Source organism: Mycolicibacter sp. MU0102, from assembly GCF_963378105.1.
In the GTDB taxonomy this organism is placed as follows: domain Bacteria; phylum Actinomycetota; class Actinomycetes; order Mycobacteriales; family Mycobacteriaceae; genus Mycobacterium; species Mycobacterium holstebronense.
On the sequence record NZ_OY726398.1, the window covers coordinates 1,294,088 to 1,317,033 of the forward strand.

Annotated in this window: 18 protein-coding genes and 1 pseudogene; 11 read left to right on the forward strand and 8 right to left on the reverse strand. The window is 67.3% G+C overall.

All coding sequences use genetic code 11. From position 1 onward, the window contains the following. The first annotated feature begins 44 nt into the window (after positions 1-44). From RCP37_RS06145 to RCP37_RS06165, 5 genes are read left to right on the forward strand one after another with little or no spacing between them, the layout of a single operon-like run. On the forward strand, positions 45-1,466 hold the full coding sequence (locus RCP37_RS06145) for an ABC transporter substrate-binding protein (protein WP_308486061.1): 1,422 nt from the start codon (positions 45-47) through the stop codon (positions 1,464-1,466). Beyond that, a complete protein-coding gene (locus tag RCP37_RS06150) occupies positions 1,463-2,356 on the forward strand; it encodes a carbohydrate ABC transporter permease (protein WP_308486062.1) in 894 nt (297 codons plus the stop codon). Before RCP37_RS06145 ends, RCP37_RS06150 begins: the two co-directional genes overlap by 4 nt. Beyond that, positions 2,353-3,180 carry a carbohydrate ABC transporter permease gene (locus tag RCP37_RS06155; protein ID WP_308486063.1) on the forward strand — a complete coding sequence of 276 codons (828 nt, stop codon included), beginning with the start codon at positions 2,353-2,355 and terminating at the stop codon, positions 3,178-3,180. The genes RCP37_RS06150 and RCP37_RS06155 overlap by 4 nt, the downstream gene beginning before the upstream one ends. A 4-nt stretch (positions 3,181-3,184) precedes the next feature. Next, entirely contained in the window at positions 3,185-4,330 is a 1,146-nt protein-coding gene (locus RCP37_RS06160; protein ID WP_308486064.1) for an ABC transporter ATP-binding protein, read from the forward strand. A 7-nt stretch (positions 4,331-4,337) separates the two neighbouring features. Then, positions 4,338-4,940: a suppressor of fused domain protein gene (locus RCP37_RS06165; protein WP_308486065.1), complete on the forward strand. Its 603-nt coding sequence runs from the start codon at positions 4,338-4,340 to the stop codon at positions 4,938-4,940. Positions 4,941-4,949: 9 nt separating this feature from the next. Here RCP37_RS06165 and corA read toward each other — a convergent pair whose 3' ends face one another. Continuing rightward, a complete protein-coding gene (corA, locus tag RCP37_RS06170; RefSeq protein ID WP_373693114.1) occupies positions 4,950-5,984 on the reverse strand; it encodes a magnesium/cobalt transporter CorA in 1,035 nt (344 codons plus the stop codon). A 173-nt stretch (positions 5,985-6,157) separates the two neighbouring features. On the opposite strand from corA, the gene RCP37_RS06175 reads away from it, so the two are divergent. Further along, positions 6,158-7,147: a malate dehydrogenase gene (locus tag RCP37_RS06175; RefSeq protein WP_308486066.1), complete on the forward strand. Its 990-nt coding sequence runs from the start codon at positions 6,158-6,160 to the stop codon at positions 7,145-7,147. Here RCP37_RS06175 and RCP37_RS22175 read toward each other — a convergent pair. After that, positions 7,144-7,281, reverse strand: a pseudogene (locus tag RCP37_RS22175) (LuxR C-terminal-related transcriptional regulator); the annotation flags it as partial. The gene RCP37_RS06175 and the pseudogene RCP37_RS22175 overlap by 4 nt on opposite strands. A 326-nt stretch (positions 7,282-7,607) precedes the next feature. Between RCP37_RS22175 and RCP37_RS06180 the strand changes: the two are divergent. Further along, positions 7,608-8,798, forward strand: a complete 1,191-nt coding sequence (locus tag RCP37_RS06180) for an NAD(P)-dependent malic enzyme (RefSeq protein ID WP_308486067.1) — start codon at positions 7,608-7,610, stop codon at positions 8,796-8,798. 8 nt (positions 8,799-8,806) lie between these two features. After that, positions 8,807-9,661, forward strand: a complete 855-nt coding sequence (locus tag RCP37_RS06185; protein WP_373693115.1) for a glycine betaine ABC transporter substrate-binding protein — start codon at positions 8,807-8,809, stop codon at positions 9,659-9,661. Between the two features lie 12 nt (positions 9,662-9,673). On the opposite strand, the gene RCP37_RS06190 is transcribed toward RCP37_RS06185, so the two are convergent. From RCP37_RS06190 to RCP37_RS06200, 3 genes are all read right to left on the reverse strand, one after another. Next, positions 9,674-10,498: an SDR family NAD(P)-dependent oxidoreductase gene (locus RCP37_RS06190; protein ID WP_308486068.1), complete on the reverse strand. Its 825-nt coding sequence runs from the start codon at positions 10,496-10,498 to the stop codon at positions 9,674-9,676. Positions 10,499-10,695: 197 nt separating this feature from the next. Further along, a complete protein-coding gene (locus RCP37_RS06195; protein ID WP_308486069.1) occupies positions 10,696-14,424 on the reverse strand; it encodes a multifunctional oxoglutarate decarboxylase/oxoglutarate dehydrogenase thiamine pyrophosphate-binding subunit/dihydrolipoyllysine-residue succinyltransferase subunit in 3,729 nt (1,242 codons plus the stop codon). A 138-nt stretch (positions 14,425-14,562) separates the two neighbouring features. Continuing rightward, positions 14,563-15,342: a hypothetical protein gene (locus RCP37_RS06200; protein WP_308486070.1), complete on the reverse strand. Its 780-nt coding sequence runs from the start codon at positions 15,340-15,342 to the stop codon at positions 14,563-14,565. Between the two features lie 298 nt (positions 15,343-15,640). Between RCP37_RS06200 and RCP37_RS06205 the strand changes: the two genes are divergently transcribed. Then, positions 15,641-17,542 (forward strand): MFS transporter, encoded by a 1,902-nt coding sequence (locus tag RCP37_RS06205; protein ID WP_308486963.1) that lies wholly within the window; start codon positions 15,641-15,643, stop codon positions 17,540-17,542. Positions 17,543-17,554: 12 nt separating this feature from the next. Here the strand turns inward: RCP37_RS06205 and RCP37_RS06210 are convergent, their stop codons facing one another. Beyond that, positions 17,555-18,127: an LppP/LprE family lipoprotein gene (locus tag RCP37_RS06210; RefSeq protein WP_308486964.1), complete on the reverse strand. Its 573-nt coding sequence runs from the start codon at positions 18,125-18,127 to the stop codon at positions 17,555-17,557. 120 nt (positions 18,128-18,247) lie between these two features. Here RCP37_RS06210 and RCP37_RS06215 point away from each other — a divergent pair, with 120 nt between their 5' ends. Together RCP37_RS06215 and RCP37_RS06220 are read left to right on the forward strand one after the other, a co-directional pair. Next, positions 18,248-19,999, forward strand: a complete 1,752-nt coding sequence (locus RCP37_RS06215) for a DEAD/DEAH box helicase (protein WP_308486071.1) — start codon at positions 18,248-18,250, stop codon at positions 19,997-19,999. Next, positions 19,996-21,135 (forward strand): acyltransferase family protein, encoded by a 1,140-nt coding sequence (locus RCP37_RS06220; protein WP_308486072.1) that lies wholly within the window; start codon positions 19,996-19,998, stop codon positions 21,133-21,135. The genes RCP37_RS06215 and RCP37_RS06220 overlap by 4 nt, the downstream gene beginning before the upstream one ends. Here the strand turns inward: RCP37_RS06220 and RCP37_RS06225 are convergent. Next, positions 21,116-21,709: a TetR/AcrR family transcriptional regulator gene (locus RCP37_RS06225; protein ID WP_308486965.1), complete on the reverse strand. Its 594-nt coding sequence runs from the start codon at positions 21,707-21,709 to the stop codon at positions 21,116-21,118. The two genes, RCP37_RS06220 and RCP37_RS06225, sit on opposite strands and share 20 nt — an antisense overlap. Then, a complete protein-coding gene (locus tag RCP37_RS06230; protein WP_308486073.1) occupies positions 21,709-22,932 on the reverse strand; it encodes a cytochrome P450 in 1,224 nt (407 codons plus the stop codon). Before RCP37_RS06230 ends, RCP37_RS06225 begins: the two co-directional genes overlap by 1 nt. Between the last annotated feature and the right edge of the window lie 14 nt (positions 22,933-22,946).

The following is a 22,946-nucleotide window of genomic DNA, read 5'->3' on the forward strand; positions in this document are numbered from 1 at the left end:
GGCCTTACCGTCGTGGCACGAAACGGCAACGGGAGGCGGGTGGCGTGGCGAGTCGGCGCGGTCGCGTACGGCGGCTGGGCGCGGCTGCGCTGACCGCACTGACCGTTGTGTCGGCGGGATCGGCCTGCGGTTCGTCCGGGCCGTCGGCCGGTGTCCCGGTGATCAGCGTCTATACCCCGGCCAACGACACGGCGACGTTCCGGGTGATCGCGGCGCGCTGCACCCAAGCGGCCGGTGGCCGGTACCGGGTACAGCAGTTCAGCCTGCCGCGCGCCGCGGACGACCAGCGCCTGCAACTGGCCCGTCGACTGACCGGCAACGACCGCACCTTGGACGTGATGGGCCTGGATGTGGTGTGGACCGCCGAGTTCGCCGAGGCCGGCTGGGCGTTGCCGCTGTCTGAGGATCCGGCCGGCAAGGCCGAGGCCGACGCCGCAGACGACACGCTGCCGGGCCCGCTCGCGACTGGCCGCTGGCGTGACCGGCTCTATGCCGCACCGCTCGTCACCAACACCCAATTGCTTTGGTACCGAACGGATCTGATGACGTCCGCGCCGTCCACCTGGGACCAGATGATCGCCGAGGCGGCCCGTTTGCACGGTGCGGGCCAGCCCAGCTGGATCGCGGTGCAGGCCAAGCAATACGAGGGTTTGGTGGTCTGGTTCAACACACTGCTGGAAAGCGCTGGGGGAAGGGTCCTCGGCGATGACGGCAAGACGGTCACCCTCACCGACACCGCTGAGCGCCGGGCCGCGACCGTGGCCGCGCTGCGGGTCATGAAGGCGGTGGCGACCGCTCCGGGGGCCGACCCGTCGATCACCCAGACCGACGAGGGCACCGCCCGGCTGGCATTCGAGCAGGGCAAGGCGGCGCTGGAGGTCAACTGGCCCTTCGTGCTGCCGTCCATGCTGGAGAACGCCGTCAAGGGCGGGGTGGGGTTCCTTCCGCTGCAAGGGCGTTCGGATCTGGCCGGCAGTATCGACGGCATCGGCGCCTTTGCGCCCAGCGATGAGCAGTACCGCATCGCCTACGAGGCCAGTCGTGATGTGCTCGGGTATGCGCCGTATCCGGCGGTGTTGCCGGGGCATCCGGCCAAGGTGACTCTCGGTGGATTGAACCTGGCGGTGGCCAAGACCACCCGGCATCGCGGCGAAGCGTTCGAAGCGGTGCGTTGTCTGCGAAACGCGGCGAACCAGAAGTATCTCGCGATCGAGGGTGGGCTGCCCGCGGTGCGCGCCTCGGTATACGCCGACCCGCAGTTCCAGGAGAAATACCCGCAGCACAACGTGATCCGTCAGCAGCTCACCGATGCTGCGGTGCGGCCGGTGACACCGGTGTATCAGGCGGTGTCGACCCGGATATCGGCCACGCTGGCGCCGATCAGCGCCATCGACCCGGAGCGCACCGCCGATGAGCTCACCGTGCAGGTGCAAAAGGCCATCGACGGCAAGGGACTGATCCCGTGACGCGCGCCGGCTCCCGCGCCGATGACGTCCGTTCACAGCGCCGGCTCGCGGTGGCGCTCGTCGCGCCGGCGGTGATCCTGATGCTGGCCGTGACGGCTTATCCGATCGGTTATGCGATCTGGCTGAGCCTGCTGCGCTACAACCTGGCCACCCCGGAGGACACCGCGTTCGTCGGGCTGGCCAACTATCAGACCACCCTGACCGACTCCTATTGGTGGACCGCGTTCGCGGTGACGCTGGGCATCACCGTAGTCTCGGTGGTCTTCGAATTCGTCTTCGGCCTGGCGCTGGCTCTGGTGATGCACCGCAGCCTGTTCGCCAAGGGCATGGTGCGCACGGCGGTGCTGGTGCCCTACGGCATCGTCACTGTTGCGGCCGCCTACAGCTGGTATTACGCCTGGACGCCCGGGACCGGCTACCTGGCCAATCTGTTGCCGACCGGCAGTGCGCCGCTGACCCACCAATTGCCGTCGCTGGGGATCGTGGTGCTGGCCGAGGTGTGGAAGACCACGCCCTTCATGGCGCTGCTGTTGCTGGCGGGGCTGGCACTGGTGCCCGACGAACTGCTCAAGGCCGCCCAGATGGACGGTGCCGGCGCCTGGCGGCGCCTGGTCACCATCATTCTGCCGATGATGAAACCGGCGATACTGGTGGCGTTGCTGTTCCGCACGCTCGACGCATTTCGGATCTTCGACAACATCTACGTGCTCACCAACGGCTCCAACAGCACCGGCTCGGTATCGATCCTGGGCTACGACAACCTGTTCAAGGGATTCAACGTGGGCTTGGGGTCGGCGATCTCGGTGTTGATCTTCATCTGCGTGGCGCTGATCGCGTGGGTGTTCGTCAAGGTGTTCGGTGCCGCGGCACCAGGATCGAGCCAGAAATGACCGAGCTTCGCCGCCGCACCGCGTGGCTGATCATCGACTTGGCCGTGGTGCTCTACGCGCTGGTCCCGGTGTTGTGGATCTTCTCGTTGTCGCTCAAGCCCACATCAACGGTCAAGGACGGCAAGTTGATTCCGTCCACCGTGACCTTGGACAACTACCGCGGCATCTTCGCCGGTGACGTCTTCGGCTCGGCACTGATCAACTCGGTGGGCATCGGTCTGATCACCACGGTGATCGCGGTGGTGATCGGTGCGATGGCCGCCTATGCGGTGGCGCGCCTGGAGTTCGGAGGCAAGCGGCTGTTGGTGGGGGCGGCCCTGTTGATCGCGATGTTCCCCCAGATATCTCTGGTGACACCGATTTTCAACATCGAGCGGGCCACCGGGCTGTTTGACACCTGGTTGGGGCTGATCATTCCCTACATCACCTTCGCGCTGCCGCTGGCGATCTACACCCTCTCGGCGTTCTTCTCCGAGATCCCGTGGGACCTGGAGAAGGCCGCCAAAATGGACGGCGCCACCCCCGGTCAGGCATTCCGTAAGGTGATTGCGCCGCTGGCGGCACCGGGCATCGTCACCGCCGCGATTCTGGTGTTCATCTTCGCCTGGAACGACCTGCTGTTGGCGTTGTCGCTGACGGCGACCAAGGCCTCGGTCACCGCTCCGGTGGCGATCGCCAACTTCACCGGTAGTTCGCAATTCGAGGAGCCGACCGGCTCGATCGCGGCGGGCGCAATGGTGATCACCGTGCCGATCATCGTCTTTGTTCTAATCTTCCAACGACGGATCGTGGCGGGACTGACCTCCGGCGCGGTGAAGGGATAGGCCGATGGCAGAGATCGAACTCCTCCACATCTCCAAGAGCTACCCCGATGGCGCCGTGGCGGTGAAAGATCTGTCGCTGAGCATCGCCGACGGCGAGTTCATCATTCTGGTGGGGCCCTCGGGCTGCGGAAAGTCCACCACGCTGAACATGATCGCCGGCCTGGAGGAGATCTCGTCGGGGGAGTTGCGCATCGGGGGCCAGCGCGTCAACGAGCGCGCCCCCAAAGACCGCGACATCGCGATGGTGTTCCAGTCCTACGCGCTCTACCCCCACATGACGGTGCGGCAGAACATCGCGTTCCCGCTGACCCTGGCCAAGATAAAGAAGCCGCAGATCGCCGAGAAGGTGGCGGAGGTCGCCAAGATCCTGGATCTGACTGAGCTGCTGGATCGCAAGCCCTCGCAGCTCTCCGGAGGCCAACGGCAACGGGTCGCGATGGGGCGGGCGATCGTGCGGCACCCCAAGGCATTTCTGATGGACGAGCCGCTGTCGAACCTGGACGCCAAGCTGCGTGTGCAGATGCGCAGCGAGATCGCCCGGCTGCAGCGCCGGCTGGGCACCACCACCGTCTACGTCACGCACGACCAGACCGAGGCGATGACGCTCGGGGACCGGGTGGTGGTGATGCACGGTGGGATCGCCCAGCAGATCGGCACACCCGACGAGCTCTACGAGCGTCCCGCCAACCTGTTCGTCGCCGGATTCGTCGGGTCTCCGGCGATGAACTTCTTCCCGGGCACGCTGACCGCGACCGGCGCACGCCTGCCCATCGGTGAGGTACCGCTCGACGCGGCGACTCGCGAATCGATCGGCAAGCATCCCGCGGCGGCCGGCGGTGAGGTGGTCATCGGGGTACGCCCCGAGCATTTGGGCGACGCCGCGCTGCTCGATGACGCACAGCGTGGTCGCGCGGTGAAGTTCGCGGCCCGCGTCGATCTCGTCGAATCGCTGGGCGCCGACAAGTACCTATATTTCACCCCGAACGAATCGGGCGACGCGCCAGCCGAAAACGATCTGGTGGCCAGGGTTCCCGCTGCGTCCAAGGCGGCCGGCGGGCAGCCGATCGAGCTCGCTCTGGACACCGACAAGGTGGTCGTGTTCGACGCCAAGACCGGGGTGAACCTCAGCGTCGCACCGGCTGGGCGGTGACCCGCCGGTGAGTGAGGATCTGGACCGGGTGCGCGAGCATGTCCGACGGCACTTTGCGGGCGTTGCCGCCGAGCCCGACACGGCGCGGGTGACGTTTCTGGGAGTCGAGCCCATCGAGGTGTTGCGGTTCGGACCCGGACCCGACCGGATGGTGCATTACGTCTCGGCCGGTTGCTCGCGCCACCCCATGGGGGACCCCGGTCAGCTCCTCGCCGATCCGGTACACGGTCCCCGGGCCGAAATCGTTGTGAGCCTGCGTTCCTCGGGTTCTGACACCGGGCTGGCCCGCAGCCTTGCCGCGGTGGCGGCCGCGCCGGTGGTCGAAGGGGTGGTGCTGGCGCCCGATGCGCTGATCGACCTCGGGGGTCCGCTGTGGACCGGACCGTCGGGTCCGGTGCCGTTCACCGCGGTATTGCTGGGAGACAGCGACATCGCCGAGTTGACGCTGGCCGCGCCGCGGGAGCCGGTGCGGTTCTTGTCGGCCACCCCGATCACCGCGACCGAGGCAGCGTGGGTGCGGCTCAAGGGCGCCGAGGCGATGCGCGAGGCCTGGCGCGCCGACGGTGTAGACGTCTTCGACCCGGACCGTCCCGCGTCCCAGCCTCAGTAACCGGGGCGCTCAGAGCCAGCCGTTGCGGCGGAACGCGCGGTAGAGCACTGCGGAGATCACACACATACCCGCCACCACCATCGGGTAGCCGAAAGCCCAGTGCAGCACCGGCATGCGGTCGAAGTTCATGCCGTAGATGCCGGCGATCATGGTCGGGACGGCGATGATGCCGGCCCACGCCGACATCTTGCGCATGTCGGTGTTCTGCTGCATGCCCACCCGCGCCAGCGCGGCCTGCACCAGCGAGCTCAGCAGCTCGTCGTAGCCGGCGATCTGCTCGGCGGCGCGGGTCTGATGATCGGCGACGTCGCGCAGATAGCGCCGGACCTCTTTGGAGATCAGATCCCGATAGTCGGTCTGCATCCGGTCGAACGGCACCGACAGTGGCGCGACCGCGCGCCGCAGCTCGACGACCTCGCGCTTGATCTGATAAATCGGCTCGACGTCGGTTCGGGTGCCGGGCGCGAACGCCGTCTCCTCGATAACGTCGATGTCGCTTTCCATGAGGTTGGTCACCTCCACGTAGCGGTCCACCACGTAGTCGGCGATGGCATGCATCACGGCAAACGGGCCCAGCCGCATCTGCTCGGGATCGGTGTCCATCCTCTTGCGGACATCGGCCAAGCCGCTGTGCTCGCCGTGCCGGACGGTGACCACGAAGTTCTTGCCGACGAAGATCATGATCTCGCCCGTTTCGACGATCTCGCGCGGCAGCACCGCCGATTCGTGCGGCACGTAGTTGACCGTCTTGAGCGCTAGGAACAACGTGTCGTCGTAGCGCTCCAGCTTGGGCCGTTGATGCGCCTGAACAGCGTCTTCGACGGACAGCGGGTGTAGTTGGAAGGTGGTGGCCACGCCCTGCATCTGGGCCTCGCCCGGCTCATGCAGGCCCACCCAGACGAATGCTTCTTGGCCACCGGCCTCGATCTCGCGCACCTTGGCCCGCGCGCCGGCGGGGGTGAATTCGCCGGGAATCCGCTCGCCTTCTGCATAGACACCGCAGTCGACCAGCACTCGGGGTGTCGGGTCTTGCAACGCCGTCATGGCCGCTCTCCCTCCGGCGCAGGTGCCGGTCAAATGCTACGCGTCTGGCGTCAACGTGCACGGTGAGCGCGATGGCGGGCGGGAGGTCCCGAACTTTCGGCGACGACGCCGGTGCGCTAGTTTCGACCCGGACCAAAGCCAGACCAGCCGAACTCGTTCGAGGAGCACTTGACGTGAGCAAAACCCCACTCAAGGTGGCCGTCACCGGCGCCGCCGGCCAGATCGGCTACAGCCTGTTGTTCCGCCTGGCCAGCGGCTCGTTGCTGGGCCCCGACCAGCCGATCGAACTGCGCCTGCTGGAGATCGAGCCTGCCCTCAAGGCGCTCGAGGGTGTTGTCATGGAGCTCGACGACTGTGCCTTCCCGCTGCTGTCGGGTGTGCAGATCGGCTCGGACGCGAACAAGATCTTTGACGGCGTCAACCTGGCGCTGCTGGTCGGCGCCCGCCCGCGTGGGCCGGGCATGGAGCGCAGTGACCTGCTCGAGGCCAACGGTGCGATCTTCACCGCGCAGGGCAAGGCCCTCAACGCGGTCGCGGCCTCCGACATCCGGGTGGGTGTGACCGGCAACCCGGCCAACACCAACGCGCTGATCGCGATGACCAACGCCCCCGACATCCCCAACGAGCGCTTCTCCGCGCTGACCCGCCTGGACCACAACCGGGCCATCTCGCAGCTGGCCGCCAAGACCGGCGCCAAGGTCACCGACATCAAGAAGATGACCATCTGGGGCAACCACTCCGCGAGCCAGTACCCGGACCTGTTCCACGCCGAGGTCGGCGGGCGTAACGCCGCCGAGGTCGTGAACGACCAGGCCTGGATCGAGAACGACTTCATCCCCACCGTCGCCAAGCGTGGCGCGGCGATCATCGACGCTCGTGGCGCCTCGTCGGCGGCCTCCGCCGCGTCGGCCACCGTCGACGCGGCGCGGAGCTGGCTGCTCGGCACTCCCGACAATGACTGGGTCTCGATGGCCGTGGTCTCCGACGGCTCCTACGGTGTGCCGGAGGGCCTGATCTCGTCGTTCCCGGTCACCACCAAGAACGGTGACTGGAGCATTGTGCAGGGCCTGGAGATCGACGCCTTCTCCCGCAGCCGGATCGATGCCTCGACCGCCGAGCTGGCCGAGGAGCGCGAGGCTGTCACCGGACTGGGCCTGATCTAAGGCCTCGGGCCCGGCGGGTCGACCTCCTGCGCCAGCTGTACGCGGGAGGTCGGCCCCAGCTTGGTGTGGACGTGGGTCGGATGCGTCTGCACGGTGCGCGGTGAAGCGACGAGCCGAGCGGCAATGTCCCGTGTTTGCTTCGTCGTGGTCCCGCTCAGCCCGCTCGGGTTCGTCTCGAGCAAACGCAAGGCGCCCACGCGGTATTCGGTCCCATGGTCCGGTACCAGCCTGTCGCTGCGGAGACGCCGTCATCGGCCCCTTGCTGTGCCGCAGGAAGATCGCCGAGCACTAGCGCAGTTTCGGCTCGGCGCCAAGCGGAATGTGGCGGCAACCTGGCTGTAGACGCCGACGTGATGCCGGCAAATCATCAGCGAAAGCGCGTAGCTGCGCACGCGGGATGCCTTGGCTGCCCCCAGCCGATCGAATGAATGTAAAACCAGCGCAGTACCCTGGCCTATCGATGCCCGAGAATCTTGCGAACATGGCCAACAGCACGCCGATCGTCATCGGAGACGAAGAGATCTTCGAAGCCCACACGGGCGGGAAGATCTCAGTCGACCTCAAAACCCCGCTGGACACCCAGCGCGCGTTGTCGATCGCCTACACCCCGGGAGTGGCGCAGGTCAGTCGCGCCATCGCCGCGGACCACACGCTGGCGGCCCGCTACACCTGGGCGCACCGGCTGGTGGCCGTGGTCAGCGACGGTACGTCGGTGCTCGGGCTGGGTGACCTCGGCCCGACGGCGTCCCTGCCGGTGATGGAGGGCAAGGCCGCGCTGTTCAAGACGTTCGCCGGCCTGGACTCCATTCCGATCGTGCTGGACACCAAGGACCCGGACGAGATCGTCGAGACGCTGGTGCGGCTGCGCCCGTCGTTCGGGGCGGTCAATCTAGAGGACATCTCCGCCCCGCGATGCTTCGAGATTGAGCGGCGCGTGATCGAGGCGCTGGACTGCCCGGTGATGCACGATGACCAGCACGGCACCGCGATCGTGGCCTTGGCGGCCCTGCTGGGTGCGGCCAAGGTGCTCGACCGCGACATCGCGTCGCTGCGGGTGGTGGTTTCCGGTGCCGGCGCTGCGGGTGTGGCCTGCGCGAACATCCTGCTCTCGAGGGGCATCTCGGAGATGATCGTGCTGGATTCGCAGGGCGTGCTGCATCCAGAGCGCTCCGGCATGAACGACGTCAAGCTGGAGCTGGCGCAGCGGACCAATCCTCGTGGCCTTACCGGCGGTCTGGCCGAGGCTCTGGCCGGCGCCGATGTCTTCCTGGGCGCGTCCGGAGGCGTGGTGCCCGAGGAGCTGATCGCGTCGATGGCGCCGGGTGGCGTGGTGTTCGCACTGTCGAACCCCGACCCTGAGATCCACCCCGACCTGGCAGCCAAGTACGCGGCGGTGGTGGCGACCGGCCGCAGCGATTTCCCCAACCAGATCAACAACGTGCTGGCCTTCCCGGGCGTGTTCCGTGGTGCGCTGGACGCCGGTGCGCGCCGGATCACCGAGGCGATGAAGTTGGCTGCGGCAGAGGCGATTTTCTCCGTCGTCGCCGACGAGCTGGCGCCAGACCGTATTGTGCCCAGCCCGCTGGACCCGCGGGTCGAGCCGGCCGTTGCGGCCGCTGTTGCGGCGGCGGCCGCCGACTCCGCGTCGTAGAGCGCACGGTGCCCAGGCCGCTAGGACATCACCTGCGCCGCCTGGCGTTCGGATGTGCGGCTGCGCTGATCGCCGGTTGTAGTGCCCACCCGGGGCCGCCGCTGACTGTGGGAATGTCGTCGGATCCGCAGTCGCAGGTCCTGGGCCATCTGTATGCGAGCGCGCTGCGCGGTACCGGTGCCGCGGTGCGGCTTGAGGTCGTCGCCGATCCGGTAGCCGGGTTGGATGCGGGGGAGTTGACCGTCGTCCCCGGTTTCACCGGCCGCTTCTTGGCGACGTTCGCGCGCGATTCCGCAGCCCGCTCCGATCGGGGCGTCTACTGGGCGCTGGCCGGCGCGCTGCCGGAGGGTCTCGCGGTCGGTGACTACGCCATGACCGCCGAGGACAAGCCCACATTGGCCGTGACGAAGGCGACCGCGACCGCGTGGGGCGGCACCGACCTGCCCGCGCTCGTCAAACATTGCACCGGCTTGACGGTCGGCGCTGTCGCGGGAGCGCTGGCGCCGACTGTGGTGGGCCGTTGCCGGCTGCCGAAGTTACGCGAATTCCCTGATGACGCGGCGCTGTTCGCTGCGCTGAAGGCCCGCCAGATCACCGCGGCGTGGTCCAGTACTGCCGACCCTGACGTACCGCAAGGGACCGTGCTGCTCACCGATGCGCGCCCCGCACTGGTGCGCGCCGAGAATGTGGTGCCGCTGTATCGCCGAAATGAGTTGACCGAGGCCCAACTGTTGGCGGTCAATCAGGTGGCCGGCGTGCTCGACACCGATGCACTGATCGACATGCGCCGACAGGTGGGCGACGGCGCCGACCCACAGGTTGTCGTGGACGCTTTCTTGGACGAGCACCCGCTGGGGCGCTAGGGGCAGGACCCCCTAGCTGGGCCGGAATTTGGGCATGGCGAACGAGAACAGGCGTTGGTATCGCGAGCCCAGGATGCGCACGAGCAGGTCCAAAACCCGCGCGTCGTTTCCGATGAGCACGCGGGCCCGGTTTTTGCTGACGCCGTTGAGGATCACTCGGGCCGCCTCTTCGGCAGTGGTAGAGGCCAGCCGCCGGTCGAAGAACTCGGCCATGCTCGCGGCGTCCAGCCCTTCGGCGACGGTGGCGTTGCGGGCAATAGCGGTCTTGATGCCGCCCGGGTGCACCGTGGTGACCTTGACCGGGTGCTTGGCGATGGCCATCTCCTGGTTCAACGCCTCGGTGAAGCCGCGGACCGCGAACTTCGCCGCGTTGTAGGCGGCCTGGCCGGGTACGGACAGCAGTCCGAACAAACTGGAGATGTTGATGACGTGGCCGTCGCCGGATTCGATCAGGTGCGGCAAGAAGGCCTTGGTGCCGTTGACCACACCCCAGAAGTCGACGTCCATCACCCGTTCGATGTCCTTGAACGAGCTGATCTCGACGTCGCCGCTGAACGCGATGCCGGCGTTGTTGTAGATCTGGTTGACCTTGCCGAAGTGCTCTTTGACCTCTTCGGCGTAGGCGAGGAACGCTTCGCGCTCGGTGACGTCGAGGCGGTCGGCCTTGACCCGCACCCCCAGCTCGGTCAGACGCCGCTCGGTCTGGGCGAGCCCCTCGGTGTCGACGTCACTGATCGCCAGCTGCGCTCCGGAGCGGGCCAGCTCGATGGCCAGCGCTTGACCGATGCCTGAGCCGGCACCGGTGACGACGGCGACTTTCCCGGCGAATCCCTGCATGTGCTCTCCCCAACGGTTGGTGGAACACCGAGCTTATCCGGTACCGGCGGTACCGGATTCAGCGCCCCGGCGAGTGTGCGGTTTGGTAGGTATCACCGCCGTGTGGGTTACCAAAACGCACACTCGGCGCGCCGGCTTCGTGCCTCAGCCGAACGCCGAGTCGCTGCCTATGTCTCCCCGGCGTTCGGCTTCGTGCCTCAGCCGAACGCCGAGTCGATGATCTCCTGCTGCTCGACCGCGTGCACCTTCGACGAACCCGATGACGGCGCCGACATCGCCCGCCGCGAGATCCGCTTGACCCCGGTCAGCTTCTCCGGCAACAGCTCCGGCAGTTCCAGACCGAACCGCGGCCACGCGCCCTGGTTGGCCGGCTCCTCCTGCACCCAGAAGAACTCCCTTGCATTCGGGTAGCGGTCCAGGGTTGCGGCGAGGCGGCGCTTGGGCAGCGGGGCCAGCTGTTCGATCCGCACGATCGCGATGTCGTCGCGGCCGTCCTTGGTCTTCCGCGCGGCCAGTTCGTAGTAGATCTTGCCGCTGGTCAGCAGCACCCGGGTGACCTTGCTGCGGTCGCCCACGCCGTCCTCGTAGGTGGGTTCTTCGAGCACCGAGCGGAACTTGACGTCGGTGAAGTCCTTGACGTCGCTGATCGCGGCCTTGTTGCGCAGCATCGACTTCGGCGTGAACACGATCAGCGGCCGCTGGATCCCGTCGAGGGCATGCCTACGCAGCAGGTGGAAGTAGTTCGACGGGGTCGACGGCATCGCGATCGTCATCGAGCCCTCCGCCCACAGCTGCAGGAAGCGCTCGATACGCCCGGAGGTGTGGTCCGGGCCCTGGCCCTCATGGCCGTGCGGCAGCAGCAGCACCACGTTGGACAGCTGGCCCCACTTGGCCTCACCGGAGCTGATGAACTCGTCGATGATCGACTGGGCGCCGTTGACGAAGTCGCCGAACTGCGCCTCCCACAACACCAGGGCGTCGGGGTTGCCGACGGTGTAGCCGTACTCGAAACCGACGGCGGCGTATTCGGACAGCGGTGAGTCGTAGACCAGGAACTTGCCGCCGCTGGGGGTTCCGTCGGCGTTGGTGGCCAGCAGCTGCAACGGGCTGAACTCCGCGCCGTTGGCCTGGTCGATGATGATCGAGTGGCGCTGCGAGAAGGTGCCTCGGCGGGTGTCCTGTCCGGACAGCCGGATCAGCTTGCCTTCGGCGACCAGCGAGCCCAATGCCAGCAGTTCGGCGAACGCCCAGTCGACCTTGCCCTCGTACGCCATCTCCCGGCGCCGCTCCAGCACCGGCAGCACCCGCGGATGCACGGTGAAGCCCTCAGGGATCGCCATGAACGCGTCGCCGATGCGGGCCAGCATTGCCTTGTCGACGGCGGTGTTCAGGCCGCGCGGCACCTGCTGCTCGGACTCGACCGACTCACTGGGCAGCGCGGCATGCTTCTCTAGTTCGCGGATCTCGTTGAACACCCGCTCCAGCTGGCCGTGGTAGTCGCGCAGTGCGTCCTCGGCCTCTTTCATCGAGATGTCGCCGCGGCCGATCAGGTCCTCGGTGTAGCTCTTGCGGACGCTGTTCTTGGTGCCGATCACGTCGTACATGTACGGGTTGGTCATCGACGGGTCGTCGCCCTCGTTGTGCCCGCGGCGGCGGTAGCACAGCATGTCGATGATGACGTCCTTCTGGAACTTCTGCCGGAAGTCCACCGCCAGTCGGGCCACCCAGTCGCACGCTTCCGGGTCGTCGCCGTTGACGTGGAAGATCGGTGCGCCGATCATCTTGGCCACGTCGGTGCAGTACTCGCTGGAACGCGAGTAGTCCGGCGCTGTGGTGAAACCGATCTGGTTGTTGACCACGATGTGGATGGTGCCGCCGACCCGGTAGCCGGGCAGCAGCGCCATGTTCAGCGTTTCGGCGACCACGCCCTGGCCGGCGAAGGCGGCGTCGCCGTGCAGCATCATCGGCACCACCGAGAATGGCGGGTCTTCGTCGGTGCCCAGCGCGCCCCGGCCCAGCAGGTCCTGGCGGGACCGGACCAGTCCCTCCAACACCGGGTCGACGGCCTCCAGGTGTGACGGGTTGGCGGTCAGTGACACCTGAATGTCGTTGTCGCCGAACATCTGCAGGTACACGCCGGTGGCGCCCAGGTGGTACTTGACGTCGCCGGATCCGTGCGCCTCAGCAGGGTTGAGGTTGCCCTCGAACTCGGTGAAGATCTGCGAGTAGGGCTTGCCCACGATGTTGGCCAACACGTTGAGCCGGCCGCGGTGCGGCATTCCGATGACAACCTCGTCGAGGCCATGCTCGGCGCACTGGTCGATGGCCGCGTCCATCATCGGGATGACGGTCTCGGCGCCCTCCAGGGAGAACCGCTTCTGGCCGACGTACTTGGTCTGCAGGAAGCTTTCGAACGCCTCGGCGGCATTGAGCTTGCTCAGAATGTACTTCTGCTGCGCCACAGTGGGTTTGACGTGCTTGACCTCGATGCGCTCCTGCAGCCACTGCTGCTGCTCGGGCTCGAGGATGTGGGTGTACTCCACGCCGACGTGGCGGCAGTAGGCGTCGCGCAGCACCGACAGGATCTCGCGCAGCTTGCGGATGTCGCCGCCGGGCAGGCCCTCGACCTTGAATTCCCGGTCCAGGTCCCACAGCGTCAGGCCGTGGCTCTGCACATCGAGGTCGGGGTGGCTGCGGAAGCGGGTGTTGTCCAGGCGCAGCGGGTCGATGTCGGCCATCAGGTGCCCGCGGTTGCGGTACGCCGCGATCAGCTCGACGACGCGGGCGTTCTTGTCGACGATCGAGTCCGAGTTGTCGGTGCGCCACCGAATCGGCTCGTAGGGGATGGACAGTTCGAAGAAGATCTCGTCCCAGAACGCGTCCGAGAGCAGCATCTCGTGCACGGTGCGCAGGAAGTCGCCCGATTCCGCGCCCTGGATGATGCGGTGGTCATAGGTCGAGGTCAGGGTGATGACCTTGCCCACTCCGAGTTCGGCGATGCGGGCCTCGCTGGCGCCCTGGAATTCGGCGGGGTACTCCATCGCGCCGACGCCGATGATCGCGCCCTGGCCGGCCATCAGTCGCGGCACCGAGTGCACCGTGCCGATGGTGCCGGGGTTGGTCAGCGAGATCGTCACCCCGGCGAAGTCCTCGGCGGTGAGCTTGCCGTCGCGGGCCCGACGCACGATGTCTTCGTAGGCGTCGACGAACTGCGCGAAGCGCAGCGATTCCGAGCCCTTGATGGCAGCCACCACCAGGGAGCGCTTGCCGCCGGCGCCCTGCAGGTCGATGGCTAGCCCCAAGTTGGTGTGGGCCGGTGTGACGGCGTTCGGCTTGCCGTCGACCTCGGCGAAGTGCCGGTTCATGTTGGGGAACTGCTTGACCGCCTGCACGATCGCGTAACCCAGCAGGTGGGTGAAGGAGATCTTGCCGCCGCGGGTGCGCTTGAGCTGGTTGTTGATGACCACGCGGTTGTCGATCATCAGCTTGGCCGGCACGGCGCGCACGCTGGTGGCCGTCGGCACCTCCAGGGAGGTGGACATGTTTTTGACCACGGCCGCGGCGGCCCCACGCAACACCTGCAGCTCATCGTCGGCGAGCGGCGCGGGTGCTTGCGAGGCGGCGGGCTTGGCGGCCGGGGCCGGCTTAGCGGCGGCCGGGGCCGGCTTGGCGGCGGGAGCCGGGGCAGCAGCGGCCGGTGCCGCCGGGGCGGGTGCTGCGGGCGCCGGGGGAGCCGGTTGCGCGGCGGGGGCGGGGCGGGTCACCGCCGGCGCGGCCGCACCGTCACCGCGTTGCGCGTCGGGGGAGTAGTCGGCCAGGAACTCGTGCCAGCTCGGATCCACCGAGGAGGGATCCTCGCGGAATTTGCGGTACATCTCCTCGACTAGCCACTCGTTCTGACCGAAGGGTGAACTGATACCGCTCACGACAGCTTCTCGCCTCGATTCCTGGTCGTTCGGCGTGGCACTTGCGCCCGCGCCCGCCTGCCTTACAAAGGCTAGCCCCTCGGAGATATTCCGCCAGGCTCGCGGCCGATTGTCCGCCGGCACCGATCCCGCCGACAGCTATGCGGAGTGGGCATCACCGTCGTGCAGGGCCGGCACCAGGTGCAAATTCACCGGCCAGCGGCGGGCAGGTGGGCCGAACGCCTTGCGGGCATTGCCGATGATCTTCTTGCCCATCAGCCGGTTCCCGATCGCGCCGATCACCGCTCCCAGACCCACCGGCAACAGCTTGCCGAACGCCAGCGCCCCGCGTCGCAGGGTGAAGCGCTTGACGAAGTACCGCAGCAACCGCGAGTTCAACTCCTTGACCGCCGGAAGCGGCAGCGCGGCGACACCCGCGGAACCTTCGGCGAGCCACGCGCCGCTGGTGCGGCCCGGGCCGAGCAGGTCGGCGAGCGCGCCCTTGCCCTGATCGCCCACCAACACCGCCAGCACCAGCGCGCGGCGCCGATCCCGGTTGTCCACCGGAATGCCGTGTACCTCCGCGACGGACAACACGAAGAACGCGGTGGCCTCCAGAAAGACCGCGGTCTCCCCGGCTACCGCCGACAGTGCCATCAAGGTGCCGATCGCCGGCACCGCCGCAGTGGCGCCCACCGCAGCGCCGCTGGCCGTCGCAGCCGCCAGGAAACGCTTCTCCAGCTTTGCTATCACCTGGGCCGGGTCGGCATCGGGATCAGTTCGTCGTAGGCGTTCCACATAGGCCCGTACCGCCGGTCCCTGCACCCGCTCGCTGCGCTCGATGACCCGCGCGAGCACCCGGGCCGGCATGGTGGGCTTCTCTTCGTCGAAGGTCGGCGCCGGGGCCTGCGCCGGCCGTCGCCGTCGAAAGATGCCCATGGCTGCCTCCCGTTTGGACTCGGTGGTGTTCAGGCTAACGCGCTGCTTGTTGTTTACCCGTTTCAACGGATGCCGGCGTCGCCCCGTAGCGAACAGCACCACGGCGATCCGAGTTGTTCCCGGCATCATCTGTCCGTAGCGTCGCAGTGAGGTGGGTTAATGCCCCGAACAGCACAGCGCAGCGACGGGAGGGCGGCGCTTGAGCAGCACATATGACGACCCGGAACGCGCGGATATCGCGCGTTCCGGTGCGGCGCGCTCGGCTGATCCGGTCAACCCGTGGAACGCCCTGTGGGCGATGATGCTCGGCTTCTTCGTGATCCTGGTGGATTCCACGATCGTGGCCGTCGCCAATCCGAGCATCATGTCGGCGCTCGACATCGGCTACGACACGGTGATCTGGGTTACCAGTGCCTACCTGCTGGGCTACGCGGTACCGCTGCTGGTCGCTGGTCGTCTCGGAGACCAGTTCGGGCCCAAGAACCTGTACCTGATCGGGCTGGCGGTGTTCACCGCGGCGTCGCTGTGGTGCGGTCTGGCCGGGGGCATCGAGATGCTGATCGCCGCCCGAGCAGTCCAAGGCGTCGGCGCCGCTCTGTTGACCCCGCAAACCCTGTCGGTGATCACCCGCACGTTCCCTCCGCATCGGCGCGGCGCGGCCATGAGCGTGTGGGGCGCGACCGCCGGGGTTGCCACGTTGATCGGGCCGCTGGCCGGCGGCGTGCTGGTCGACCGGCTGGGCTGGGAGTGGATCTTCTTCGTCAACGTCCCCATCGGGGCCATCGGACTGGTCCTGGCCATCGTGCTGGTCCCCGACCTGCCGGTGCACCGCCACCGCTTCGACATCCTCGGCGTGGCGCTGTCGGGGGTCGGAATGTTCCTGCTGGTCTTCGCCCTGCAGGAAGGTGAGTCGCAGGGGTGGGCGCCGTGGATCTGGGCGCAGATCTTCGGCGGTATCTGCTGCATGGCGGTTTTCGTCTACTGGCAGGCCGTCACCGACGGCGAGCCGTTGGTCCCGCTGCACATCTTCCGCGACCTCGACTTCGGGCTGGCCAACGTCGGTGTGGCCGTCATCGGCTTCGCGGTCACCGGGATGGTGCTGCCGGTGATGTTCTACGCGCAGGCGGTGTGCCAGATGTCACCCACCCGTTCCGCGCTGCTGACCGCCCCGATGGCGATCGCCAGCGGAGTGCTGGCACCGATTGTGGGAAAGATCGTCGACCGCGCTCATCCCCGGGCGGTGGTCGGATTCGGCTTCTCGGTACTGGCGATCGGGCTCACCTGGCTGTCCATCGAGATGACACCGGTGACCCCCATCTGGCGGCTGGTGCTGCCGTTTGCGGTCATCGGGGTCGGCATGGCGTTCATCTGGTCGCCGCTGGCGGCCACCGCCACCCGCAACCTTCCGCCGCACCTGGCCGGTGCCGGGTCCGGGGTCTACAACGCGACGCGCCAGGTCGGGGCGGTGTTGGGCAGCGCGGGTATGGCCGCTTTCATGACGTCGAGGATCGCCGCCGACCTGCCGCCGATGCCGGGTGGTCCGCAACACGAGCATGTTTCTGCGGTCCTGCAACTGCCCGAGTTCCTGCACGAGCCGTTCGCGGCGGCGATGTCGGAGGCGACGCTGTTGCCCGCATTTGTGGCGCTGTTCGGTGTGGTGGCCGCGCTGTTCATGGTCGGCTATGTCATCGACCCGGACCGCCGGAGGACCAGCCGGAGCGACCGCGGCGCCGATGCCGACGATTTCGGTGACTTCGACGACTTCGATCAATTCGACGACCTCGATGAGGACCCCGGTAACGCCAGAGCCCCTGAACGCGTCAGCGTGTCCCGACGCTTCCACGCCCTGCAGGCCGAACCTGAGGCCGACGAGCGCACTGACCCGATCCCGGTTGTCGCGCCGAGGGCTCCTCAGGCCCGACGTGTGCAGGACCCTGCCACCGAACCGCTGACTGTCGAGATTCCGCCGGTGTCGGCGGTGATTGCGGAGCCCGAGCCGGTAGCACTGCACCACAACGGTTTTGACGTCGATGCGGAACACCGCCTGCGTCCGCTCACCAACGGGGCTGCGGTGCCCGACGTGCTGGCCAAATTCGGGATCACCGGCAACAGTCCGACCCGCCGAAATCGGCACTATCGCGAGGACCCTGACGACACCGATGCCTTCGGGCGGCACTCGCAGCGCGACAGTTGGTTCTAAAGGCGTGACCGGTTACCGGGTGGTGTTGCCGACGATGTCCACCCCATTGCCGTTCCAGTGGAATTTCACGATCCCGGCCAACCCCGGTATGCCGCTGGCGTTTCGCAGCGCCACCGTGTCGCCGGTGGACTGCGCCACGTCGATTCCGCTGAACCCATAGGTGTCCGGCACCGCTTGGGGAAGGAATTCGCCGCGGTGAAACAGCACCGCACGCGTACTGGGGTGTTCGGCGTTGGTGTTGGCCTTGACGATCACCGCCGAGATGTCTGCACAGGCGTTGTAGTTGCCGGCCAGCGGCTCCGGGCTCCACGGCTGCTTACTGCGCGGATCGTGAGGCAGCTCGGAGACGGCCTTGGCGATCGCCGGCGCGGCCAGGTTGATTGCGCACGGGTCGGCGGGGGCGGGGCTGTTCGACGTGGCAGGCCCGGTGGTGGCGGGCGGCGCCTCCGGCGGTGCGGCGGCCGGGCTGGTGTTCTCCGGGGTCTTGGCGACGGTGGAGTCGCCCGAACCGCAACCGGCCAGCAGAGCTGCGGCCAGTGCGGCGATCAGTACTGAGGATTTGACGGCACTCGGCACATCGGGCACCGTACCGCGCCCGGCGGCCGGCCCGGGGAGGCGCGGCCGAGCACCGATGTCGGTCGCCCGCCGCCGGGCGAGCAACAGTGGCAGTGGGCGGGCCGCTTTGCCCGTAGACTGCTAAGCGCTATGACCTCGCCTGATACCCCCGCTGAGCCGTTCCCGGACACCACTGGGTCCCTGTCGGACCCACCCACCCCAACTTTCGCCGACCTGCAGATCCACCCCTCGGTGCTGAAGGCCGTCGCCGAGGTGGGCTACGAGACGCCCTCGGCGATTCAGGCCGCCACCATTCCAGCCCTGCTGGAGGGTTCCGACGTGGTCGGGCTGGCCCAGACCGGGACCGGCAAGACCGCGGCGTTCGCGATTCCGATCCTGTCGCGCATCGACACCACCAGCAAAGCGACCCAGGCGCTGGTGCTCGCGCCCACCCGCGAGTTGGCGCTGCAGGTCGCCGAGGCATTCGGCCGCTACGGTGCGCATCTGCCCCGGATCAACGTGCTGCCGATCTACGGCGGCGCGTCCTACACCGTGCAGCTGTCCGGTCTGAAGCGTGGCGCGCAGGTCGTGGTCGGCACTCCGGGCCGGGTCATCGATCACCTGGAACGCGGCAGCCTGGACTTGTCGCACCTGGATTACCTGGTGCTCGACGAGGCCGACGAGATGCTGCAGATGGGATTCGCCGAGGATGTCGAGCGCATCCTGGCCGACACCCCCGAGTACAAGCAGGTGGCCCTGTTCTCGGCGACCATGCCCTCGGCGATTCGCCGCATCACCAGCCGCTACCTGCACGACCCGGTCGAAGTCACCGTCAAGGCGAAAACCACCACGGCGGAGAACATCACCCAGCGCTACATCGAGGTCGCCGGGCCACGCAAGATGGACGCCCTGACCCGGGTGCTCGAAGTCGAACCCTTCGAAGCGATGATCGTCTTCGTCCGCACCAAGCAGGCCACCGAAGAGGTCGCCGAAAAGCTGCGCGCCCGAGGGTTTTCCGCCGCGGCGATCAACGGTGACATCGCGCAGGCGCAGCGGGAACGGACCATCACCGCACTGAAGAACGGCAACATCGACATCCTGGTCGCCACCGATGTCGCCGCCCGCGGACTGGACGTGGAACGGATCTCCCACGTCGTCAACTACGACATTCCCAACGACCCCGAGGCCTATGTGCACCGGATCGGGCGCACCGGCCGAGCCGGGCGCTCGGGAACCGCGCTGCTGTTCGTCAACCCGCGGGAACGCCACCTGCTCCGGTTGATCGAGAAGGTGACTCGGCAGAAACTGGTCGAGGCTGAGCTGCCCAGCGTCGAGGACGTCAATGCTCAGCGGGTCGCCAAGTTCGCCGACGCGATCACCAACCACCTCAGTGCGTCGGGCATTGAGTTGTTCCGCCGCCTGGTCGAGGACTACAGCCGCGAGCACAACGTGCCGATGGCCGACATTGCCGCCGCGCTTGCGCTGCAGTCTCGCGACGGCGAGGCGTTCCTGATGGTGGAACCGCCGCCGGACAAACGACGTGACCGCGCCAAGCCGGATCGTGACGGCGGCCGCGACGACCGCAGAGGCGACCGCAAGGGCCCGCCGAAGGACGGCTTCGCTACCTACCGGATTGCGGTCGGCAAGCGGCACAAGGTCAACCCCGGGGCGATCGTAGGGGCGCTGGCCAACGAAGGTGGCTTGCACCGCAGCGATTTCGGCAACATCAGCATCAAGGTGGACCACTCACTGGTAGAGCTGCCGGCCAAACTCGCCGGCAAGACCCTCAAGGCGTTGGAACAGACCCGAATTCAGGGCCAGCTGATCAATCTGCGCCGTGAACGGCCGTCCGGCAAACCCGATCGTCGCGGCGAAGGTGGGTTCCGGAAACGGACCGAATGACCTTGCCGCGCGACGAGGTCGCCCAGGGCGGGCTCGAGCAGGTCGCCGGAGTGGATCGGGTCGCGTCGCTGACCGGTGTGCGTGCGGTCGCCGCGATCCTGGTGGTCGGAACCCATGCGGCCTACACCACCGGCAAGTACACCCACGGCTACGCGGGGTTGCTGGGCTCCCGGATGGAGATCGGGGTGCCGATCTTCTTCGTGCTCTCCGGTTTTCTGCTGTTTCAGCCGTGGGTGCGGGCTACCGCATTAGGACGGCCGGACCCGTCGGTGCGCCGTTACGCCTGGCACCGGGTGCGACGCATCATGCCCGCCTATGTCGTCACGGTGCTGCTGGCCTATGTGATCTACCACTACCGCACCGCCGGCCCGAACCCCGGCCACAACTGGATCGGGTTGCTGCGAAATCTGACGCTGACCCAGATCTACACCGACAACTACATGTTCGGCTATCTGCACCAGGGACTCACCCAGATGTGGAGCCTCGCAGTCGAAGTCGCCTTCTATGTGGTGCTTCCCCTGCTGGCCTATGCGACATTGGTCTGGCTGTGCCGCCGGCAGTGGCGGCCGGGTCTGCTGCTGGCCGGGTTGGTTGCGGCTGCGGCGATCACGCCGGCCTGGTTGACGCTCGTACACACGACCGACTTCCTGCCCGACGGCGCCCGACTGTGGCTTCCGGGTTATCTGGCCTGGTTCATCGCCGGGATGATGCTCACGGTGCTGCAGGCGATGGGCGTGCGCTGCTACGGCTTCGTGGCAATTCCGTTGGCGCTCATCTGCTATCTGATCGCTTCGACACCGATCGCCGGGGAGCCCACCACTTCGCCGGCGAAACTGTCCGAGGCGCTGGTCAAGGCCGGGTTCTACGCCGTGATCGCCGCGCTGATGGTGGCGCCGCTGGCGTTGGGCAATCGCGGTTGGTACGCGCGGCTACTGGCGAGCCGGCCGATGGTGTGGCTGGGGGAGATCTCCTACGAGATCTTCCTGGTTCACCTAGTGCTGATGGAGGTGGTGATGGTGGAGGTGCTGCACACCCCGGTCTACACCGGCTCGATGCTGGCGCTGTTCGTGGTCACCATGCTGGTCACCGTGCCGGTGTCCTGGCTGCTGCACCGGCTCACCCGGGTGCGGAGTTAAGTCGCCCCGGCGAGACCACTACCGGCACCACGAACTGCGTCAGCATTTCCCGCTCGTCGTCGGCGTCGCGCCCCGGGAAGCTCAGCATCGACGTCACCACCCGCACCACCCATCGGGCGCGTTGCTGAATCGCGTCGTTGTCATCGGTGTCCAATGCGGACAAAAACGACGCGACCATCACGGTGATGACATCGGACTGCGCGGCCATCGCGGCACCGATCGGTGGTCCGGTCTCGGCGAACCATGACACCAGCGCCGGATTGCCGCGCACCAGTGCCAGCGATTCGGTGATCCCGGCGACCAGCCGATCCGCCGGATCGTCGATGCCGGCCAGCCGTCGGGTCAGCTCGAGATAAAGCGCATTGGCCCACCGGTGCACGTAGGCGGTGTGCAGTGCGTCGCGGCTCTCGAAGTAGCGATACAGCGTGGCACGCGAGCAGCCTGCGGCGCGGGCAATCTCAGTCATGCCCACCGAACCCGGGTCCTGCTGCGCGAACAGCTTCTCGGCCGCATCGAGAATCTTCTCGGCGGCCAGCTCACCGCGCTGATCGGACAGCCAGGCCCGCCCGGCCATCATGATCCGACGGTGAAGGGCACCGACAGCGGGCGTCGCACGTAACTGCCGCCGGCCCAGACGATCCCGGATTCGTCGATCGTGTAGTTCGGGCAGCGGGCCAGCAGCTCTTCCAGCGCCACGCGGGCCTGCATCTTCGCCGCCTGGTTGCCGATGCAGTGGTGGGCGCCGTAGCTGAAGGCGAGGATCTGGTGCGGCTTGCGTTGCACGTTGAGCTCGGCAGCGTCCGGCCCGAACTGGCGTTCGTCGCGGTTGCCCGAGCCGTAGAGCAGCAGCACTTTGCGGTCCGCCGGAATTGTGGTGTCGCCGATGGTGACATCGCGGGTGGTGGTGCGGGCCAGGCCCTGCACGGGGGAGGTCAGCCGCAGCAACTCCTCGACGGCGTCGCGGATCAGTTCGGGCTTGTCCACCAGCAGCTGGCGCTGATCGGGGTTTCGCTGCAGCAGTTGCACCGAGCCGCCGAGCATTCCGGTCGTCGTGTCGTTGCCGCCGGTCACCATGGTGAAGGTGAACGCCAGCACCGACAGCAGCCCCTTGATGTCACCGTCGGCGCCCACTCCGGCTGCCACCAGATGCGAGACCGTGTCGTCCTGCGGGTCGGTGCGGCGGCGTTCGATGAGCCCGCTGAAGTAGGCCATCATTTCGCCGATCGCGTCACCGGCCGAGGCGACGCCGTCTTCGCTGACGGTGGCCGCGACGACCGCCTCGGTCCAGCGGTCGAACTGGCTGCGGTCTTCCTCGGGTACACCCAGGTAGTGCGCGACCACCATCGAGGGCAGAGGCTTGAACAGCTCGGCGACGATATCCCCCTTGCCGCCGTTGGCCTGCAGCCGCTCGAGGCGCTCGATGACGAATTCGCGCACCTTGGGCTCGAGCAACTCCACCTGCCGCGGCATGAAGCCACGGGCCACCAGCTTGCGAAACTCGGTGTGTACCGGCGGATCCTGCATCACCATCGGCGGGTTGTCGGCCAAGCCGATCATCTCCAGCTCGCCGTAGTTGACGGTCAGGCCTTGCGCCGAGGAGAAGGTCTCGTGGTCGGCGGCGGCCGCCCAGATGTCGGCGTGCCGGGACAGCACGTAGTAGTCCTGGTTGGGCGCGTTCTCCGGGATCACGTGGTGGACCGGGTCGTGGTCGCGCAGCGCGGCGTACATCGGCCAGGGGTTGGGCCAGGTGTCGGCGTTGCAGAGTTCAAACTTCGGATGAGACATCGTGGTCGTCATGTCTCATTGATACG

Bases quoted from the DNA above. Each gene is read 5' to 3' on its own strand.
- RCP37_RS06155 (WP_308486063.1), top strand. From the start codon at position 2,353: ATGACCGAGCTTCGCCGCCGCACCGCGTGGCTGATCATCGACTTGGCC.
- RCP37_RS06160 (WP_308486064.1), top strand. From the start codon at position 3,185: ATGGCAGAGATCGAACTCCTCCACATCTCCAAGAGCTACCCCGATGGC.
- corA (WP_373693114.1), bottom strand. From the start codon at position 5,984: ATGACGGCGTTGCAAGACCCGACACCCCGAGTGCTGGTCGACTGCGGT.
- RCP37_RS06180 (WP_308486067.1), top strand. From the start codon at position 7,608: ATGCCCGAGAATCTTGCGAACATGGCCAACAGCACGCCGATCGTCATC.
- RCP37_RS06190 (WP_308486068.1), bottom strand. From the start codon at position 10,498: ATGCAGGGATTCGCCGGGAAAGTCGCCGTCGTCACCGGTGCCGGCTCA.
- RCP37_RS06200 (WP_308486070.1), bottom strand. From the start codon at position 15,342: ATGGGCATCTTTCGACGGCGACGGCCGGCGCAGGCCCCGGCGCCGACC.
- RCP37_RS06205 (WP_308486963.1), top strand. From the start codon at position 15,641: ATGATGCTCGGCTTCTTCGTGATCCTGGTGGATTCCACGATCGTGGCC.
- RCP37_RS06215 (WP_308486071.1), top strand. From the start codon at position 18,248: ATGACCTCGCCTGATACCCCCGCTGAGCCGTTCCCGGACACCACTGGG.
- RCP37_RS06220 (WP_308486072.1), top strand. From the start codon at position 19,996: ATGACCTTGCCGCGCGACGAGGTCGCCCAGGGCGGGCTCGAGCAGGTC.
- RCP37_RS06225 (WP_308486965.1), bottom strand. From the start codon at position 21,709: ATGGCCGGGCGGGCCTGGCTGTCCGATCAGCGCGGTGAGCTGGCCGCC.
- RCP37_RS06230 (WP_308486073.1), bottom strand. From the start codon at position 22,932: ATGACGACCACGATGTCTCATCCGAAGTTTGAACTCTGCAACGCCGAC.